The sequence below is a fragment of the Paraburkholderia bryophila genome (assembly GCF_013409255.1).
In the GTDB taxonomy this organism is placed as follows: Bacteria; Pseudomonadota; Gammaproteobacteria; order Burkholderiales; family Burkholderiaceae; genus Paraburkholderia.
The window spans coordinates 4,142,003-4,159,648 of sequence record NZ_JACCAS010000001.1 but is presented as its reverse complement, the minus strand read 5'-3'; the positions used below and the strand labels follow the sequence as shown (position 1 = coordinate 4,159,648).

Below are 17,646 nucleotides of genomic sequence, written 5' to 3'. Positions count from 1 at the left end.
CTGGTGAAAGGCGTTTTGACGGACAAAATGCCGATTTGGCGGAATTGCCGACGCCGCTCTGAAGATTAGGCGAAAAAGATGGGGCGCGAACGTTTGCGTGCGGGTTTTGAGTTTTTGATTTTGGCTTTCTGATGCAGAGGGTCTGCTGGATTGCCTGGTCGTAAACGGTCAGCGGCGGAGCGACCTCACGATCGCCCCGCCACTGTTCGACACACCCGAGATTTAGGCCGTTGCCTGCTTGACCGCGCCGGCAATCGCTTCCGCGTGACGGATCGCGTCGTCGGCATGTTCGGCTTCCACCATCACGCGCAGCACCGGCTCCGTGCCGGAAGCGCGAATCAGCACGCGGCCGCGGCCGTTCAGCGCCTCTTCGGCATGACCGATCGCGCGACGGATTGCGTCGCTGCCCTTCCAGTCCGCGTCGGGCTTCATTCGCACGTTGATCAGCTTTTGCGGGAACAGCGTGACGCCGTCGAGCAGATCGGCGAGCGTCTGCTCGCTGCGCTTCATGGCGGCCAGCACGAGCAACGCGGAGACAATGCCGTCGCCGGTCGAATGGCGGTCAAGGGAGAGAATGTGGCCGGAGCCTTCCGCTCCGAGCTGCCAGCCGTGCTCGCGCAACTGCTCAAGCACGTAGCGGTCGCCCACCGCCGCGCGGACGAACTTCACGCCATCTCGTTGCAGCGCGACTTCGACCGCCATGTTGGTCATCAAGGTGCCGACCGCACCTTCCACCTTGCCTTCGGTCGCAACGCGATCCTTGACCAGCACGTACAGCAATTCGTCGCCGTTATACAGGCGGCCGGCAGCGTCGACGATCTGCAGGCGATCGGCGTCGCCGTCGAGCGCGATGCCGAGGTCGGCGTGGTTCGCGCGCACCGCGCGCACCAGCGCGTCCGGCGCGGTCGCGCCGACGCCGTCGTTGATGTTGAAGCCGTTCGGCGCGACGCCGATCGGGATCACGTCCGCGCCGAGTTCGTGGAACACGTGCGGCGCGATGTCGTAGGCGGCACCATGCGCACAATCCACCACCAGCTTCAGTCCGCGCAGGTCGAACGCGGCGGGGAACGTGCTCTTGCAGAACTCGATGTAGCGGCCGGCGGCGTCGTCGAGACGTCGCGCCTTGCCGAGCTGCTCGGAAGCCGCGCAGGAGAGCGGCAAATCGAGCTGCTCTTCGATCTGCAATTCCACTTCGTCGGGCAGCTTGTTGCCGTCGGCGGAGAAGAATTTGATGCCGTTGTCGTAGTACGGATTGTGCGACGCGCTGATCACGACGCCCGCGGCGAGCCGCAACGCACGCGTCAGGTAGGCGACACCGGGAGTCGGCATCGGGCCGGCCAGCATCACGTCGACGCCTGCCGCCGAGAAACCGGCTTCCAGCGCGGCTTCGAGCATATAGCCCGACACCCGCGTGTCTTTGCCGATCAGCACGGTCGGCCGGGCGCCGCTTTTAGCCCAGCGGTCCGCGCCCGCGAGCACTTTGCCGGCCGCGTAGCCGAGTCGCAACACAAACTCCGGCGTAATCGGGCCTTCGCCGACCTTGCCTCGAATCCCATCCGTTCCGAAATAACGACGTGCCATGTTTTATCTTCCTCCTTCGCTTTTTCAGGTTCTAGCCTGCGGGCGGCTCATCGCCGCATCGCGCATGGCTGCCCACACTTTCAATGCATCCACTGTTTGCGCGACGTCATGCACACGCAGAATCGCGGCGCCCCGCTCGGCGGCGCACACCGCCGCGGCGACGCTGCCGGCGACGCGCTCCGGCGCCGGACGCCCAATTACCGCGCCGACCATCGACTTACGCGACATACCCGCGAGAATCGGATACGGCGGATTGGCCCGCGGCGCCGTGTCCCGCAGGTGCGCGAGCAAAGTGTAGTTGTGTTCGATGACCGCCTTGCCGAAGCCGAAGCCCGGATCCACGCTGATACGAGCGCGCGCAACACCTGCTTGCGTTAACGCGGCCACACGTTCCTCGAGAAACTGCCGGACTTCGCCGACGACATCATCATAGACAGGCTCGCCGAGCTGCATGGTTTGCGGCTCGCCGAGCATATGCATTACACATAGACCACAGTTACTGCCGCGTACCGCGTCGATGGCACCGGACATGCGGAAGCCCCAAATGTCGTTGATCAGATCGGCGCCTGCGCTCAACGCATGGCGCATCACTTCGGGCTTGTAGGTATCGATCGACAACGGCACGTTCGCCGCGCGAAGTTGCTCGACGAGCGGAATCACCCGTTCAAGCTCTTCATCGAGCGGCACTGGTGGCGCACCAGGCCGGGTGGACTCGCCGCCAATATCGATGATATCCGCGCCGTCGAGCAGCATACGCTCGGCCTGGCGCAGCGCATCGCCGCGCATGGCGTATTGACCGCCGTCGGAAAACGAGTCCGGTGTGATGTTCAGAATGCCCATGACCAACGGGCGTTCAAAGGTCAGCTTGAAGCGTCCGCATTGCAGCGGCTCGGGCAACGGAGCGGGAGAAAAATCGACTTTCGACACGTAGCGATGCATTAAAAAAACGAGATAAATGCAAAACGGGCCGGTGTGAAAACACACCGGCCCGCACTTTCTACTCTTGGCTCATCAAGCCGGCGCGGTCGCGCTACCCGGCTTGACCTCGGTGCCCGGGCTGCCGCCCGACGAGGCGTCGCTTGCCGACGGTGTCGAGCTGCTGGTCTTCGGCGAACGCGGCGGAAGACCTGCCATGATGTCGTTGATCTGATCGGCGTCGATCGTTTCCCACTCCATCAAAGCGGCGGTCATGGCTTCGACCTTGTCGCGGTTTTCGTCCAGCAGGCGCTTGGAGAGGTTGTACTGCTCGTCCAGCACGCGACGGATTTCCGCGTCGACCTTTTGCTGCGTCGCTTCCGAAATGGTCCGCGTGAAACCGCGCCCAAACGGCGTTGCGTCGTTTTCGTCGTCAACGTAGACCATCGGTCCGAGCGCGTCCGTCATACCGAAGCGAGCCACCATGGCGCGCGCGGTTTGCGTGGCCTTGTTGAAGTCGTCCGATGCGCCGGTGCTGATCAGGTTCAGGAACAGCTCTTCCGCTACGCGACCACCGAACAGGATCGCCAGACGATCCAGCAAGTAGTCTTTCGAGTACGTTTCGTTGTCGTGCTCCGGCAACTGCCACGTCACGCCAAGTGCACGGCCGCGCGGAATGATCGTGACCTTATGCACCGGATCGGCCTTCGGCAACAGCTTGGCGATCACCGCATGACCCGACTCGTGGTACGCGGTGGCGCGCTTCGATTCTTCGCGGATAACGGCCGACTTGCGCTCCGGACCCATGAAGATCTTGTCTTTCGCGTCTTCGAAGTCGTTCATCTCGACGATGCGCTTGCCGCGGCGAGCCGCGAACAGTGCCGCTTCGTTCACGAGGTTCGCGAGGTCGGCGCCCGAGAAGCCCGGCGTGCCGCGTGCGATCACCGCTGCGTCGACGTCATTCGAAATCGGCACCTTGCGCAGGTGAACCTTCATGATGTGCTCACGACCGCGAATGTCCGGCAGACCGACATACACCTGACGGTCGAAACGGCCCGGACGCAGCAGCGCCTTATCGAGCACGTCCGAACGGTTCGTTGCAGCGATCACGATTACACCGGAGTTCGCTTCGAAGCCGTCCATCTCAACCAGCATCTGGTTCAACGTCTGTTCGCGTTCGTCGTTACCGCCGCCCATGCCGGCGCCACGATGACGGCCGACCGCGTCGATTTCGTCGATGAACACGATGCACGGTGCGTGTTTCTTGGCCTGCTCGAACATGTCGCGCACACGAGCCGCACCGACACCGACGAACATTTCCACGAAGTCCGAACCCGAGATGCTAAAGAACGGCACTTTCGCCTCACCGGCGATAGCGCGCGCCAGCAGCGTCTTACCGGTTCCCGGCGGCCCGACCAGCAGCACGCCGCGCGGTATCCGCCCGCCCAGCTTCTGGAACTTCTGCGGATCGCGCAGGAAGTCGACCAGCTCGGACACTTCTTCTTTCGCTTCGTCGCAACCGGCGACGTCGGTGAAATTGATCGCGTTGTTGTTTTCGTCGATCAGACGCGCACGGGATTTACCGAACGAGAACGCACCGCCTTTCCCGCCGCCCTGCATCTGTCTCATCATGTAGAACCAGAAGCCGATGATAAGGATCGTCGGTCCGAGGTAGTACAGCGCCGACACCAGCGCGTTCGGTTCGTCGTCAGCCTTGCCGCTCACCTGAACGCCGTACTTCATCAGATCGCCGACCATCCAGATGTCACCGGGCGACACGATCTGGTATTTCTGGCCGTCTGCTGGAGTGACCGTGAGGTTACGCCCCTGGACAATGACGTTCTTGACTTTGCCGGCCTTCGCGTCGTCCATGAACTGCGAATAGGAAACGCCTTCCTGGACACGGGGCTTGTCGAACTGCTTGAACACCGTAAACAGCACCAGTGCGATAACCAGCCACACTGCTGCCTTCGAAAACATATTGTTGTTCAAAGCACCACTCCTTCACTTAGACGGGCGCCTACATTTGCCTTGCGGCACCACGAAAGCATTCTAATCCAGTCCGCAGACCCCTGCCATAAGGTTTCGCTACCACAGAAATAGCGTAGCGGGCATTTACAGCGCCGATTTCCGACGCCATGAGCCATTATCGGCAGATGCGGATCCGTCCTGCAGCGTCCCTATGCGGGCCGCTTGAGATGCTTACCCAAAATAAACGTTTCTGACGATTTGTCCCGCGACGCTTTCGGCTTGCGGGCCGCCACCACCTTGAACTGCTGCTTGAACTTTTCGACAATTTGGCTGTAGCCGCTGCCGTGAAAACATTTGACTAAAAGGGCACCATCCGGCTTCAGATGATTTTGCGAAAATTCCATCGCAAGATCGCACAAATGCTCGATTCGCGCGGCATCCGCTACCGCCACTCCCGACAGGTTGGGCGCCATATCCGAAATTACAAGGTCAACCTGACGCTCGCCGACCAATTCTTCCAGCTGAGCCACCACCGAGTCTTCCCGGAAGTCGCCCAGAATGAAGTGGACGTCGGAGATCGGCTCCATGGGCAGCATATCCAGCGCGATGATGGTCCCGTCGATGCCACCCTGGCGCTCGGCGTCGCGCTGCGAGCCCTTCGCCAGCTTGTTGCGCGCGTACTGGCTCCAGCTACCCGGCACCGAGCCCAGATCGACGATCACCTGCCCCGGCCGGATCAGCTTGTCCTGTTCGTCGATTTCCTTGAGCTTATAGGCTGCGCGGGCGCGATAGCCCTCCCGCTGCGCCATTTTCACGTACGGATCGTTGATGTGGTCGTGCAGCCACGCGGTATTGAACTTGTTTTTTGCCATTAAACGTTGAACTCTTGCTGCGTCATGTCGCGCTTTAGCGGATAATACGCGGTTAATTCGCGCGGACACCGCCAAAACTGGCTGCCATCCGCGATTCTGATGTTCTGACGCGCCGCCCTGCCGAACCGCCCCGATCGAGCCAATCGAATGACTGGATCGGAAACGCAGGTGCCGCCATTTTAGTCGAGTCTCCCACTTTCCATGTCCGCCCTCAAAGTCTCTACCGACCAACGCGCCGAGTTGCGCTCCCAGGCACATGCGCTCAAACCGGTCGTGCTCGTCGGCGCCGAAGGTTTGACCGACGCTGTACTGACCGAAATCAAGGTTCACCTGGGCGCGCACCAGTTGATCAAAATCCGCGTGTTCGGCGACGAACGCGAAGCACGCATCGCGATCTACGAAGAAATCTGCGACAAACTGAATGCCGCGCCGATTCAGCATATCGGCAAGTTGCTGGTGATCTGGAAGCCGGAAGCGGCCGAAAAGCCCGCAGCGAAGACCAAGCGCGGCGCCCTGCCGAGCGCTCGCGAAGCCGCTGTCGAAGCCAAGCCGGGTAAAGGCCGCGCACCGCGCGTCGTCACCGTGGTGAAGCCCAGCGAAATCCCGATGCGCAAGCCGAAGGCCAAAGCAGTCGTGGTGCGTGGCAATGAACGCGTCACGCAAGGCGGCAACATCAAGCGGGCCAAGAAGCGCCAAACCAGCGCAAAACGCTCGCATCAGTCGTCGAAATAAACGGGTGACGAGAGGTGCGGGCGAGATCCGCACCTTGGCTTCAATCGGCACAGGCCCGGCTTTCCTGGGCTTGCACCGACAGCAGCAGCCTTCGGGAATTTAGCAGCGCGAGTGCAGCGCTGCATCGATCAGATCACGGCTTGTTGAGCAAGCTATCAGCCAAGCCCAACTCAACCCGGCACGTGCGCACCAACCGGCGCCCCCGGTATAGCACACCGCCGCCCGCCACGCTCAGCCGGCAACCTTCCCCGCCGTATTGCGAGCCGCACCCTGCTCCGCCGCTACCATGCCGGCGCCCGCAGGCAGCTTCCACACTAACGCGACGCCCAGCAGACTCTCGATCAGATAGAACAGACTCGACACGCCGTGCAGAATGCCAAAGCGAGTCGCGTAAGCCGAATGCCCGACATCCGTACCCGCCTGCAGCGCGGCAATGCGTATTGCATTCATAAACGGCTGCAACGCGAAGTAGCCCACCAGCACACACACCAGCATGCCGACAATCAGCCAGCGCAACTGGCGATAAGCGTTAGCGCCACGCCGAACCAGCACGTTGGCCAGCCCCAGCAGCAAAATGCCGCACACGGCGCCCAGCACACCCTCGATGCGAAACAGTTGCGCCGCCACCGCGCCGGCCGAAATCCGGTCGAGCGATGTGAATAACACCGGCGCGACCGCATAGCCGATAGTCAGCAGACTACCGACCCAGACCACCGTCAACAGGCGGAAGAAACGATGCGGCATCAAGGACACCGAAGCCGCTTTCAAACGTAGCTCACCGCGATGATTTCGTATTCGCGCACGCCGCTCGGCGCCTGCACCGAGGCCACGTCGCCTTCGGACTTACCGATCAATGCACGCGCGATCGGCGAGCTGATCGAGATCAGGCCGTGGTCGATGTCCGCTTCGTCGTCGCCGACGATCTGATACTTGACCGGCGCACCCGAGTCCAGGTCTTCGAGCTCCACCGTCGCGCCAAACACCACGCGGCCGTCCGCGTCAACCAACGCCGGATCGATCACTTGCGCACCGGCCAGCTTCGATTCGATCTCGGCAATGCGGCCTTCGATAAAACCCTGCTTTTCCTTCGCCGCGTCGTATTCCGAGTTTTCCGACAGATCGCCCTGGGCACGCGCTTCGGAGATCGATTTGATCACCGCCGGACGCTCAACCGATTTCAGGCGCTGCAACTCATCGCGCAACATTTCCGCGCCGCGCTTCGTCAATGGAACAGTGCTCATAAACAACTCTATGCAAAAAACAGCCGTAAAAAAAATCACCGCGGTTAAGTGCATTCCGTGGGACGCGGCGGCCGGGGCAAAACCCGGACCACAGCACCTGCGGAACGCCGCTTAACCGCGGCACTTACATCTTGGACAGGTATTCGAAGCCTTAGTTTAGGCGAGCGTGCAGCCCTTGTAAATCATAGACTTCGAGGTTCTTCAAATAGCGCAAACCCTCTACCGCGGCACGCGCGCCGGACATCGTCGTGTAGTACGTGACCTTGTTCGCCTGTGCGCTCATGCGGATTGAACGCGAGTCGGCGATCGCTGCGCGGGTTTCGTCGACGGTCGTGAAGACCAGCGCGATTTCGCCGTTCTTGATCATGTCGACAATGTGCGGACGACCGTCCTTCACCTTGTTGACGACCTTCACCGGCACACCGGCCGCTTCGATTGCGGCAGCCGTGCCCTTGGTCGCGACAATCGGATAGCCGAGTTCGTGCAGCATGCGCGCGACTTCGACAGCCTTCGGCTTGTCGGCGTCCATCACGGTCAGCAGCACCGTGCCCGTTTCCGGCAGACGCGAACCCGCGGCGAGTTGCGACTTGAACAGCGCTTCGCCGAACGTTTGACCCACGCCCATCACTTCACCGGTCGAGCGCATTTCCGGTCCGAGCACCGGATCGACTGCCGGGAACTTGACGAACGGGAACACGGCTTCTTTCACGCTGAAGTACGGCGGAATGATCTCCTTCGTCACGCCCTGGTCGGCGAGCTTCTGACCGACCATCGCGCGCGCCGCGATTTTCGCGAGCGGCAAGCTGGTCGCCTTCGACACGTACGGCACCGTACGCGACGCACGCGGATTCACTTCGAGCACGTAGATGACGTCTTCTTTCGAGCCGTCAGCCTGCGGCACCTGTTGAATCGCGAACTGCACGTTCATCAGGCCGATCACGTTCAGCGCCTTCGCCATTGCACCGGTTTGACGCTTCAATTCAGCGACGGTTTCCTGCGACAGCGAGTACGGCGGCAGCGAGCAAGCCGAGTCGCCCGAGTGCACGCCCGCCTGTTCGATGTGCTCCATCACGCCGCCGATAAACACCGCTTCGCCGTCCGAAATGCAGTCCACGTCGCATTCGATCGCGTCGTTCAGGAAGCGGTCGAGCAGCACCGGCGAGTCGTGCGACACCTTCACGGCTTCGCGCATATAACGCTCGAGGTCGCGCGGCTCGTGAACGATTTCCATCGCGCGGCCGCCGAGCACGTACGAAGGACGCACCACCAGCGGGTAGCCGATTTCTTCGGCGAGCTTGAGGGCTTCGTCTTCGGCGCGCGCGGTGCGGTTCGGCGGCTGACGCAGGCCGAGGTCCTGCAGCAGCTTCTGGAAACGCTCGCGGTCTTCCGCGGCGTCGATCATGTCCGGCGACGTGCCGACGATCGGCACACCGTTCGCTTCGAGATCGAGCGCGAGCTTCAACGGCGTCTGACCGCCGTATTGCACGATCACGCCGACCGGCTTTTCCTTGTCGACGATTTCGAGCACGTCTTCGAGCGTCAGCGATTCGAAGTACAGACGGTCGGACGTGTCGTAGTCGGTCGAAACGGTTTCAGGGTTGCAGTTGACCATGATCGTTTCGTAGCCGTCTTCGCGCATGGCGAGCGCGGCGTGCACGCAGCAGTAGTCGAACTCGATACCCTGGCCGATCCGGTTCGGGCCGCCGCCCAGCACCATGATCTTCTTGTTGTTGGTGGGATTCGCTTCGCACTCTTCCTCGTAGGTCGAGTACATGTAGGCAGTTTTCGTGGCGAATTCGGCGGCGCAGGTGTCGACGCGCTTGTACACCGGACGCACGTTCAGCTCGATACGACGTTGACGCACTTCCATCGGCTTCGCGCCGAGCAGCTTCGCCAGACGGCGATCCGAGAAGCCGCTTTGCTTCACGTACTTCAGCTCTTCCTTCGAGAGGCTCGCGAGCGACCGGCCGCCCAGCGCCTTTTCCTTCAGGATGATCTGTTCGATCTGCGCGAGGAACCACGGGTCGATCGAGGTTTCTTCGAAGATTTCTTCAGCCGTCATGCCGATACGGAACGCGTCGCCGACGTACCAGATACGGTCCGGACCGGCTTCGCCGATCTCGCGGATGATCTCGTCGCGGTTATCGGTCTTTTCGTCCAGACCGTCGACGCCGACTTCCAGACCGCGCAGCGCCTTCTGGAACGATTCCTGGAAGGTGCGGCCAATCGCCATCACTTCGCCGACCGACTTCATCTGCGTGGTCAGGCGCGAATCGGCTTCGCGGAATTTCTCGAACGCGAAACGCGGAATCTTGGTGACGACGTAGTCGATCGTCGGTTCGAACGACGCCGGGGTCTGGCCGCCGGTGATTTCGTTCTTCAACTCGTCCAGCGAGTAGCCGACCGCGAGCTTCGCCGCGATCTTGGCGATCGGGAAGCCGGTCGCCTTCGACGCCAACGCCGACGAACGCGACACGCGCGGATTCATTTCGATCACGACCATGCGGCCGTCTTTCGGATTGATCGAGAACTGCACGTTCGAACCGCCCGTGTCGACGCCGATCTCGCGCAGCACCGCGAGCGACGCGTTACGCAGGATCTGGTATTCCTTGTCGGTGAGCGTTTGCGCCGGCGCGACGGTGATCGAGTCGCCGGTGTGGATACCCATCGGGTCCAGGTTTTCGATCGAGCAGACGATGATGCAGTTGTCCTTCTTGTCGCGGACCACTTCCATCTCGTACTCTTTCCAGCCAAGCAGCGATTCTTCGATCAGCAGTTCGCGCGTGGGCGACAGGTCCAGACCGCGCTTGCAGATCTCTTCGAACTCGTCGCGGTTGTACGCAATGCCGCCGCCCGAACCGCCCAGCGTGAACGACGGACGGATCACGACCGGATAGCCGCCGCTGCCGGTCAGCACAGCGATTTCCGCTTGCACCTGCAGCGCTTCTTCCATGGAATGCGCGGTGCCCGACTTGGCCGAACCGAGGCCAATCTTGGTCATCGCGTCCTTGAACTTCTGGCGGTCTTCCGCCTTGTCGATCGCTTCCGGCGACGCGCCGATCAGCTCGACTTTGTACTTCTCCAGCACGCCGTGCGCGTGCAGGTCGAGCGCGCAGTTCAGCGCGGTCTGGCCGCCCATGGTCGGCAGGATCGCGTCGGGGCGCTCCTTGGCGATGATGCGCTCCACCACTTCCCACGTGATCGGCTCGATGTAGGTGACGTCGGCCGTGTTCGGGTCGGTCATGATCGTCGCCGGATTGCTGTTGACGAGGATGACCTTGTAGCCTTCCTCACGCAGCGCCTTGCATGCCTGCGCGCCCGAGTAATCGAACTCGCACGCCTGGCCGATGATGATCGGACCCGCGCCGATAATGAGAATGCTCTTGATGTCTGTCCGCTTGGGCATAACGCTCTCGCTAAATATTCCTGTGTTCTTTCCGTTGGCGCGCGCCGTTGCTACGTTGCGCGCGCTCTGCTGTGTGCGGCTCGCTTCGCGTTGGTCCATCTCGCGCTGCGAACCGCGCGCCGCCGGAGCGGCGCGTCACATGCTCCGCTTAAGCCGCAGCGGTCTTGCCGGCCTTCTTCTTGTCCATCAACGCCGTGAAGCGGTCGAACAGATAGGCGATGTCGTGCGGACCGGGCGACGCTTCCGGGTGACCCTGGAAGCAGAACGCCGGCTTGTCCGTCAGCGCGAAACCCTGCAGCGTGCCGTCGAACAGCGAAACGTGCGTGGCGCGCGCGTTGGCGGGCAGCGTGGCGGCGTCGACCGCGAAGCCGTGGTTTTGCGACGTGATCACGACGCGGCCGTCGTCCAGATCTTTCACCGGATGGTTCGCGCCGTGGTGGCCGGTCTTCATCTTCATGGTCTTCGCACCGACCGCGAGGCCCATGATCTGGTGGCCGAGACAAATGCCGAAGGTCGGAATGCCGCGCTCGATCAGCTCTTTGGTGGCCGCGATCGCGTAGTCGCACGGTTCCGGATCGCCGGGGCCGTTCGACAGGAATACGCCGTCCGGGTTGAGCGCGAGCGCGTCAGCGGCGCTGGCTTGCGCCGGCAGCACGGTGACGTGGCAGCCGCGTTCGGCCAGCATGCGCAGAATGTTGTACTTGACGCCGTAGTCGAACGCGACGACGCGGTACTTCGGCGCCTTCTGCGTGCCGTAGCCCTCGCCCAGACGCCATTCTGTCTGGGTCCATTCGTAGGTTTCCTTCGTCGACACGACCTTTGCGAGGTCCATGCCCGACAGGCCCGGGAACGAGCGTGCGAGTTCGATGGCGCGGGCCTCGTCGTCCGAACCGGCGAGGATCGCGCCGTTCTGCGCACCCTTGTCGCGCAGCACGCGGGTCAGCATACGGGTGTCGAGACCGGCGATGGCGACCACGCCTTCGTCCTTGAGGTATTGCGGGAGCGTGCGCTCCATGCGGAAGTTCGACGCAAGAACCGGCAGATCACGGATGATCAGGCCGGCGGCATGGACTTTCGTGGCTTCGACGTCTTCGGCATTCACGCCGACGTTGCCGATATGCGGATACGTGAGGGTCACGATCTGGCGCGCGTAGCTCGGGTCAGTCAGGATTTCCTGATAGCCGGTGATAGCGGTGTTGAACACGACTTCGCCGATGGTATGCCCGGGGGCGCCGATCGAGTAACCACGAAAGACCGTGCCGTCGGCGAGCGCGAGCAGAGCGGGAGAAAATGACGGCAACACGGGAAACTCCTTGGAGGAACACCCTGTTGCCGACCTGTCTATCCGACTGCGAGCCGCAGCGGAACGCATCCATGAGGATGCACGCGCAGACTCGCTCGCGTACTGCCGTTGACGTTGCAAGGGGCGCGATGGGTCCATTGTGTGGACGGATCGGCTGGGTGCGGGGCCCTTCTTGCTACGCCAGTGGCGCGCGGCGGATGAACGGTATGGGAGAGGTAGGCGCTAGGGTGCGGGTTGATAAGCTCAAACCTTGAAATTATAGCGTGAAACACCCCTTCCCGCCAAATCTGAGATGGCGCGCGCGCCGGGGGAGGCGCGCTTTGAATTCACTCAAAGCCTTGCTGCGTCGGGTTTTGAACCCGTCGGACAGAATTTATGCGGAGTAAATCGGGATAGCACCGGTCAAGATGACCTGCCCGATCAATGTCAGCGCCGAGGGCTCAGGCATCTTGCGGTTCGTGAGCGCCGACCACCGTGACCGGCTTCCTGGCAGGCAGGACGAACCAGATCGCGCTCAGTATCTGCAGCACGATGAGAATGCCCCAGGCAGTCAGATGCGCGGACACCGGATAGTGCCCGCCGCTCGCCGGCCAGTGCGACAACACCGCGCCGACGCCAATCTGAAAACCGAAAATCAGCAAGAAGATAATCAGATTCAACGTCGTGTTGACGCGGCCCGTCATCTGCGGCGGAAAGTGCCGTGCCATCACCGCGTAGATCAGAATGCCGGTGCCGCCGAACGCCCCATACGCCGCCCACAGCAGGCTGGCAGGCAGCGGCGCCTTGAACACGATCAGCAATTGCGTCACGACGAACAGCGCCATGCCGATCCCGCAAAAGGCATACAACGAGATGCCGCGTCGTTCGAGACTGCGCGCCGCCGCGCCAAAGCCGATGCAGCCGGCCATCATCGCGAAGCCGAGAATCGAGACCAGTGCCGCCGCCTGGCGCGGCTCGAAGCCCTGCACGTCGCGCAACCACGCGCCGACCCACAGCGACTGCATCGCGTAAAAGACGCCCTGCGTGACCACCGAAAACGACGCGATCTTCCAGAACGCAGCGCTGCCGAGAATGTGCAACGTGCCTTTGAACTGCGTGCCGATGCTCGCCTGATGATGGGTTTCCTTGGTATCGGGCGCAAGCGTCCACAGCGCCAGCGCCACCAGCACCGTCATCAGGCCCAGTCCGACGCAGACCGTGCGCCAGGGGGCGAAACCCAACACCCATGTGAGCGGCGAGCCGACCATGACGCCGCCCAGACCGCCGACCGCCATCACGAGTCCGTTCATCAACGGCAGGCGCGCGGTGGCGAAGTGCTGCGCCAGCGCCTTGAACGCGCCGCCGAGGCAAACCGAAACACCCATGCCGATCAGCAGACGCCCCACCATCATCATGCCGACGCTCTGCGCCGCGCCGAACACCCAGATGCCGAGCGCGGCGAATAGCAAGGTGCCCGCCGTGACCCGCCGTGCGCCGAAATGATCCAGCAGCACGCCGGCCGGAATCTGCGCGCCCGCGAAACCCAGGAAATACAGACTGGTCAGCACGCCGAGGTTGGCGGCCGACAAACCGAGGTCGTGTGTAATGAACGGTGCAAAGCCAAGATTAACGCCGCGAAACACGTAGGAAACGAAGTAGCCCGCGGAGAACAGGAGAAAAACGCGCAGTTGGGTCGACGACATAAGCTTTGAGTGAAGCAGCGAGGCAGAACGAAGCACGAAAGATAAAGCAAATCAGCCGGGCTTGCCGTCAATCTTCCGAGGAATGAAAAACGCCGTCACCACAGGTGACGGCGTTGGAAATAACACGGTGCGTGATCGGAGCGCAATTCATGCGCTGCCCCCGCAACGCATGTGGTCACTACCGTGGCAGCCGCTTATTGGTTTTGCTTACCCTTCTTCGCGCTGGCCGCGGTCTTCGGGCGGCTATCCGCCGCGGCCTTCGACGCCTTGCTGGACGTGGAAGCCGATACTTTCGTCACTTTGCCCTTGCTGGCGGCGGACGCTGTCGGCTTGCTGACCTTCCCTACCGGCTCGGACACTTTCACCACGGGCGAGCGGCCACGACCTCTCTTCTTATCGTAACGCGAATCGCTGCGGGTGTCCGCGACGCGGGTGCCGATCTTCTCGACACCGCCGCCTTGTACGTTGGTCGCGATCGCTTCCGGACCCGGCTCGCTCGGCATGGCCTTGCCGACCGGCACGTGCAGCACGATCACCTGGCCGCGCGACACGCCGTCGCGATGCGTACGATTCCATGCCTTCAACTGGCCGACCGAGACGCCGTAACGCACGGCGATTGCCGCCATCGACTGATTGCGGCGTACGCGGATCAGCATCTTGCGGGTATCGGGGACATCCGGCTCCATGGCCAGCACCGCGCTTTCGGCGACGTCGGCGCTGATGTCTTCGTCGTCGTCCGAACCGCGCGGCACGACGATCGTGGAGCCCGGCTTCAGGCGCATGCCGGCCGGAATCTTGTTCACTTCCATCAGCGTATCGGCGTCGACACCGATCTTCTGCGCAATCGCCGCGGGCGCCGCGCGCTCGGTGACCGTGTACGTGGTCCACGACGACAGCGAGCCGGAGTAAGCCTTCAGATTGCGCTCGAACGCGCTGGCGTTGTCGAACGGCAGCAAGATCTGCGGCTGCGTGGCGCCGAGAATCACCGGCTTCCTGAACGACGGGTTCAGCGAACGGAACTCATCGGGGGAAAGATTCGAGAGCTTGGCGGCCATGTCCACGTCAATATCGTGCGACGTGGTCACCGTCACGAAATACGGGTGGTTCGGAATCGGCGGCAGCGTGAGCCCGTACATCTGCGGGTTCATGATGATGTTCTTCACCGCCTGCAGCTTCGGCACGTAATTGCGCGTCTCGTTCGGCATGCGCAAGCTGAGGTAGTCGGTGGGCAAGCCCGCCGCTTCGTTGCGGGCAATCGCGCGCTGCACGTTGCCCTCACCCCAGTTGTACGCGGCGAGCGCGAGTTGCCAGTCGCCGAACATGTCATGCAGATTCGACAGATAGTCGAGCGCGGCGCTGGTCGACGCCAGCACGTCGCGGCGCTCGTCCTGCCACATGTTCTGCTTGAGGTTGTAGGTGCGGCCGGTGCCCGGCATGAACTGCCACATGCCGGCCGCCTTCGCCACCGACAACGCCTGCGGGCTATACGCCGATTCGATGAACGGCAGCAGCGCGAGCTCGGTCGGCATATGCCGCGCTTCGAGCTCTTCGACGATGTGGTACAGGTATTTCTGCGAGCGCTCGGTCATGCGCTGCACGTAGTCGGGACGCTGCACGTACCAGTTGACCTGCATGTCGACGAGGTCGGTCTGCAGATCCGGCATCTGGAAACCACGGCGAATACGGCCCCACAGATCGGCGTCCGCGCTCGTCAGCTGAGTGACCGAGCCCTGGTCGACGTTGATCGTCTCTTTGGCGGTGGCTGTCTTGCGAAGGGCGTCGGAAACTGCTTGCTGACTGGCGGGATTATTGGCGGAGGAACTATTCGTCGCTGGTCCCTGACTCGCGCAGGCGGCGAGTGTCAGGACCAACAACGCACTAAAGATAAATCGCATGAACGTCTCGGCTTCCACAAGGGCTGGAATTTGCAGCCGATAGTACGAAACGGCGACGTTTACGTCAATCTAAAAATACCGAAAAAATCAAGCAAATCTTAGGCTTGGCGAATTTTTCCGATTCTTCGCGTGAGGAATACCCTTATGCGGGTGCGGTCAACGGAAGCGGTTTTTCCATTCGCGCATCAGCGTGAATGCGGCGAGTCGATCGGGCACTTTTTCGTGCAACTGAGCTTGCAGGCTCGCCCGGACCGCCGGTTGGTCGGCGCGTAAAAACGGATTCACCGCGCGTTCATGGGCGATGGTGGTCGGCAGCGTGGGCACGTGGCGCGCCCGCAGCTCGGTCGCTTTGTCGCGCCAGGCCTGCAACTCGGCATTGTCCGGCTCGCATGCTAGTGCGAAGCGGATGTTCGACAGCGTGTACTCGTGCGCGCAGTGAACCTCGGTCGCGCCGGGGAGCGCGGCGAGCGCGTCCAGCGACGCCAGCATCTGCTTCGGCGTGCCTTCGAACAGCCGGCCGCAGCCGCACGCGAACAGCGTGTCGCCGCAAAACACGTGCGGCGTGCCGCGCGGATCGGCCGCCTGGAAATACGCGATGTGGCCGCTCGTGTGACCGGGCACGTCGAGCACCGTGAAGTCGAGCGCGGGCGCCGCGATCGTGACGCGATCGCCATTTTCAAGACGCCGCGTGAGGTGCTCGATCGCTTCACCGGCGGGGCCGTAGACGGGTACGGCCTGGCCATTCAGCAGATCGGCCACTCCACCGACATGGTCGTGATGATGGTGCGTGAGTAAAATAGCGCTCAGCCGCCAACCCCGTTTCGCCAGATACGCGCGCACGGGGGCGGCCTCACCCGGATCGACGACGACCGCATGATGTCCGTCGGAAACGACCCAGATGTAATTGTCTTCAAACGCCGGGACCGGTACGTACTCGAGCGCATTCATAGGCGACGCATTCTTTGATATGACTGACCGAGCGATTATAGACTGGCCCGCCTGGACCGATTCGCCACCTGGCCGCTACGTGCTGGACTGGGAGCAAACCCAGCTCGACCGCGTGGTGTCCGACGTGTTCGGCTACCATGCGCTGCAACTCGGCCTGCCGCAACTCGACGCCTTGCGTGAAAACCGCATGCCGTGCCGCGGCCTCGTGCTCGACGCCGCGAGCGGCGCGAGCGCGCCCTACTCGTATCCGCGCGGTTTGCGGCATGGCGGTAATAGCCACTCAGCGAGCAACGGCGCGGCTCTGCGGCCCCAGCCCGCGCAGAACGGGCTCGCCGGCCTGCCCGCGCCGGCCGGACGCAGCGCGGTGTGGTGCGACCTGCTCGATCTGCCGTTCGAAGCCCAAAGCGTCGACCTGATCGTGATGCCGCACACGCTGGAATTCACCAGCGACCCGCACCGGCTGCTGCGCGAAGCCGAACGCGTGCTGATGCCCGAAGGGCAACTGATCATTCTCGGCTTCAACTCGCTGTCGCTGTGGGGCGCGCGGCAATCGGTCGGCAAGGTGACCGGGCGGCCGTTCGTGCCCGCCGCCGTCGACCTGATCGCCTTCACGCGGCTCAAAGACTGGATCAAGCTGCTGGGCTTCGACCTTGAACGCGGGCGCTTCGGCTGTTATCGTCCGCCGCTCGGCAGCGATCAATGGCTGTCCCGCTACGGTTTCATGGAAGCCGCCGGCGACCGCTGGTGGCCGATTTTCGGCGCCACCTACATGATCAAGGCGATCAAGCGCGTGCGCGGCATGCGGCTCGTCGGTCCGCTGAAAGTGAAGAAACCTGTCCTCGCCGCGGGCCTCGCGCCCGCCGCCACCCCGAATACACGCAACCACACTCAATGACTTCCGATCTCATCGATATTTACACTGACGGCGCCTGCAAGGGCATTCTGTGACATCCTTTTAGCTGTTCACGCTGTACGCTGGGACCAGCACCGCCACCGCTTCAAGGCCACACGTCAGCACGTTTCAGAGCTTCTCATCAGGAAACTGTGACGTACTTGAACATTGTTCAATCCTTTCCTATATTGGTTCTCAATGGAAAAAT

General features: G+C 62.3%; 13 protein-coding genes. 2 read left to right on the top strand and 11 right to left on the bottom strand.

Annotated elements, in window-relative coordinates:
- Nucleotides 1-222 precede the first annotated feature (222 nt).
- The 4 genes from glmM to GGD40_RS18660 form a co-directional block, all read right to left on the bottom strand.
- Nucleotides 223-1,581 (bottom strand): phosphoglucosamine mutase, encoded by a 1,359-nt coding sequence (gene glmM / locus GGD40_RS18675; RefSeq protein ID WP_179744513.1) that lies wholly within the window; start codon nucleotides 1,579-1,581, stop codon nucleotides 223-225.
- 24 nt (nucleotides 1,582-1,605) lie between these two features.
- On the bottom strand, nucleotides 1,606-2,421 hold the full coding sequence (folP, locus tag GGD40_RS18670; RefSeq protein ID WP_445013582.1) for a dihydropteroate synthase: 816 nt from the start codon (nucleotides 2,419-2,421) through the stop codon (nucleotides 1,606-1,608).
- A gap of 171 nt (nucleotides 2,422-2,592) precedes the next feature.
- The gene (ftsH, locus tag GGD40_RS18665; RefSeq protein ID WP_179703562.1) at nucleotides 2,593-4,488 is read right to left on the bottom strand and encodes an ATP-dependent zinc metalloprotease FtsH; all 1,896 of its coding nucleotides are present in this window, start codon (nucleotides 4,486-4,488) and stop codon (nucleotides 2,593-2,595) included.
- Between the two features lie 188 nt (nucleotides 4,489-4,676).
- Nucleotides 4,677-5,339: an RlmE family RNA methyltransferase gene (locus GGD40_RS18660; protein ID WP_179703561.1), complete on the bottom strand. Its 663-nt coding sequence runs from the start codon at nucleotides 5,337-5,339 to the stop codon at nucleotides 4,677-4,679.
- A 201-nt stretch (nucleotides 5,340-5,540) separates the two neighbouring features.
- Between GGD40_RS18660 and GGD40_RS18655 the strand changes: the two genes are divergently transcribed.
- Nucleotides 5,541-6,071 carry a YhbY family RNA-binding protein gene (locus tag GGD40_RS18655; protein ID WP_179703560.1) on the top strand — a complete coding sequence of 177 codons (531 nt, stop codon included), beginning with the start codon at nucleotides 5,541-5,543 and terminating at the stop codon, nucleotides 6,069-6,071.
- Between the two features lie 231 nt (nucleotides 6,072-6,302).
- On the opposite strand, the gene GGD40_RS18650 is transcribed toward GGD40_RS18655, so the two are convergent.
- From GGD40_RS18650 to gloB, 7 genes are all read right to left on the bottom strand, one after another.
- Complete coding sequence (locus GGD40_RS18650) at nucleotides 6,303-6,815, bottom strand: DUF4149 domain-containing protein (RefSeq protein WP_179744511.1); 513 nt, start codon at nucleotides 6,813-6,815, stop codon at nucleotides 6,303-6,305.
- A gap of 20 nt (nucleotides 6,816-6,835) precedes the next feature.
- Nucleotides 6,836-7,312, bottom strand: coding sequence for a transcription elongation factor GreA (gene greA / locus GGD40_RS18645; protein WP_035547241.1), 477 nt, complete (start codon nucleotides 7,310-7,312; stop codon nucleotides 6,836-6,838).
- Between the two features lie 151 nt (nucleotides 7,313-7,463).
- Nucleotides 7,464-10,718, bottom strand: a complete 3,255-nt coding sequence (carB, locus tag GGD40_RS18640; protein WP_179703558.1) for a carbamoyl-phosphate synthase large subunit — start codon at nucleotides 10,716-10,718, stop codon at nucleotides 7,464-7,466.
- A 148-nt stretch (nucleotides 10,719-10,866) separates the two neighbouring features.
- Nucleotides 10,867-12,021 (bottom strand): glutamine-hydrolyzing carbamoyl-phosphate synthase small subunit, encoded by a 1,155-nt coding sequence (carA, locus tag GGD40_RS18635; protein WP_179744510.1) that lies wholly within the window; start codon nucleotides 12,019-12,021, stop codon nucleotides 10,867-10,869.
- A 440-nt stretch (nucleotides 12,022-12,461) separates the two neighbouring features.
- A complete protein-coding gene (locus GGD40_RS18630) occupies nucleotides 12,462-13,703 on the bottom strand; it encodes an MFS transporter (RefSeq protein WP_179744509.1) in 1,242 nt (413 codons plus the stop codon).
- Nucleotides 13,704-13,897: 194 nt separating this feature from the next.
- Nucleotides 13,898-15,598, bottom strand: a complete 1,701-nt coding sequence (locus tag GGD40_RS18625) for a transglycosylase SLT domain-containing protein (protein WP_179703555.1) — start codon at nucleotides 15,596-15,598, stop codon at nucleotides 13,898-13,900.
- Between the two features lie 156 nt (nucleotides 15,599-15,754).
- Nucleotides 15,755-16,546, bottom strand: a complete 792-nt coding sequence (gene gloB / locus GGD40_RS18620; protein WP_179744508.1) for a hydroxyacylglutathione hydrolase — start codon at nucleotides 16,544-16,546, stop codon at nucleotides 15,755-15,757.
- A 19-nt stretch (nucleotides 16,547-16,565) separates the two neighbouring features.
- Here gloB and GGD40_RS18615 point away from each other — a divergent pair, with 19 nt between their 5' ends.
- Entirely contained in the window at nucleotides 16,566-17,441 is an 876-nt protein-coding gene (locus GGD40_RS18615) for a class I SAM-dependent methyltransferase (protein WP_179703553.1), read from the top strand.
- Nucleotides 17,442-17,646 lie beyond the last annotated feature (205 nt).

Coding starts and splice junctions, on each gene's coding strand:
- GGD40_RS18630 (WP_179744509.1), bottom strand. CDS start 13,703: ATGTCGTCGACCCAACTGCGCGTTTTTCTCCTGTTCTCCGCGGGCTAC.
- greA (WP_035547241.1), bottom strand. CDS start 7,312: ATGAGCACTGTTCCATTGACGAAGCGCGGCGCGGAAATGTTGCGCGAT.
- GGD40_RS18650 (WP_179744511.1), bottom strand. CDS start 6,815: ATGCCGCATCGTTTCTTCCGCCTGTTGACGGTGGTCTGGGTCGGTAGT.
- glmM (WP_179744513.1), bottom strand. CDS start 1,581: ATGGCACGTCGTTATTTCGGAACGGATGGGATTCGAGGCAAGGTCGGC.
- gloB (WP_179744508.1), bottom strand. CDS start 16,546: ATGAATGCGCTCGAGTACGTACCGGTCCCGGCGTTTGAAGACAATTAC.
- GGD40_RS18615 (WP_179703553.1), top strand. CDS start 16,566: ATGACTGACCGAGCGATTATAGACTGGCCCGCCTGGACCGATTCGCCA.
- folP (WP_445013582.1), bottom strand. CDS start 2,421: ATGGGCATTCTGAACATCACACCGGACTCGTTTTCCGACGGCGGTCAA.
- GGD40_RS18655 (WP_179703560.1), top strand. CDS start 5,541: ATGTCCGCCCTCAAAGTCTCTACCGACCAACGCGCCGAGTTGCGCTCC.
- carB (WP_179703558.1), bottom strand. CDS start 10,718: ATGCCCAAGCGGACAGACATCAAGAGCATTCTCATTATCGGCGCGGGT.
- GGD40_RS18660 (WP_179703561.1), bottom strand. CDS start 5,339: ATGGCAAAAAACAAGTTCAATACCGCGTGGCTGCACGACCACATCAAC.
- GGD40_RS18625 (WP_179703555.1), bottom strand. CDS start 15,598: ATGCGATTTATCTTTAGTGCGTTGTTGGTCCTGACACTCGCCGCCTGC.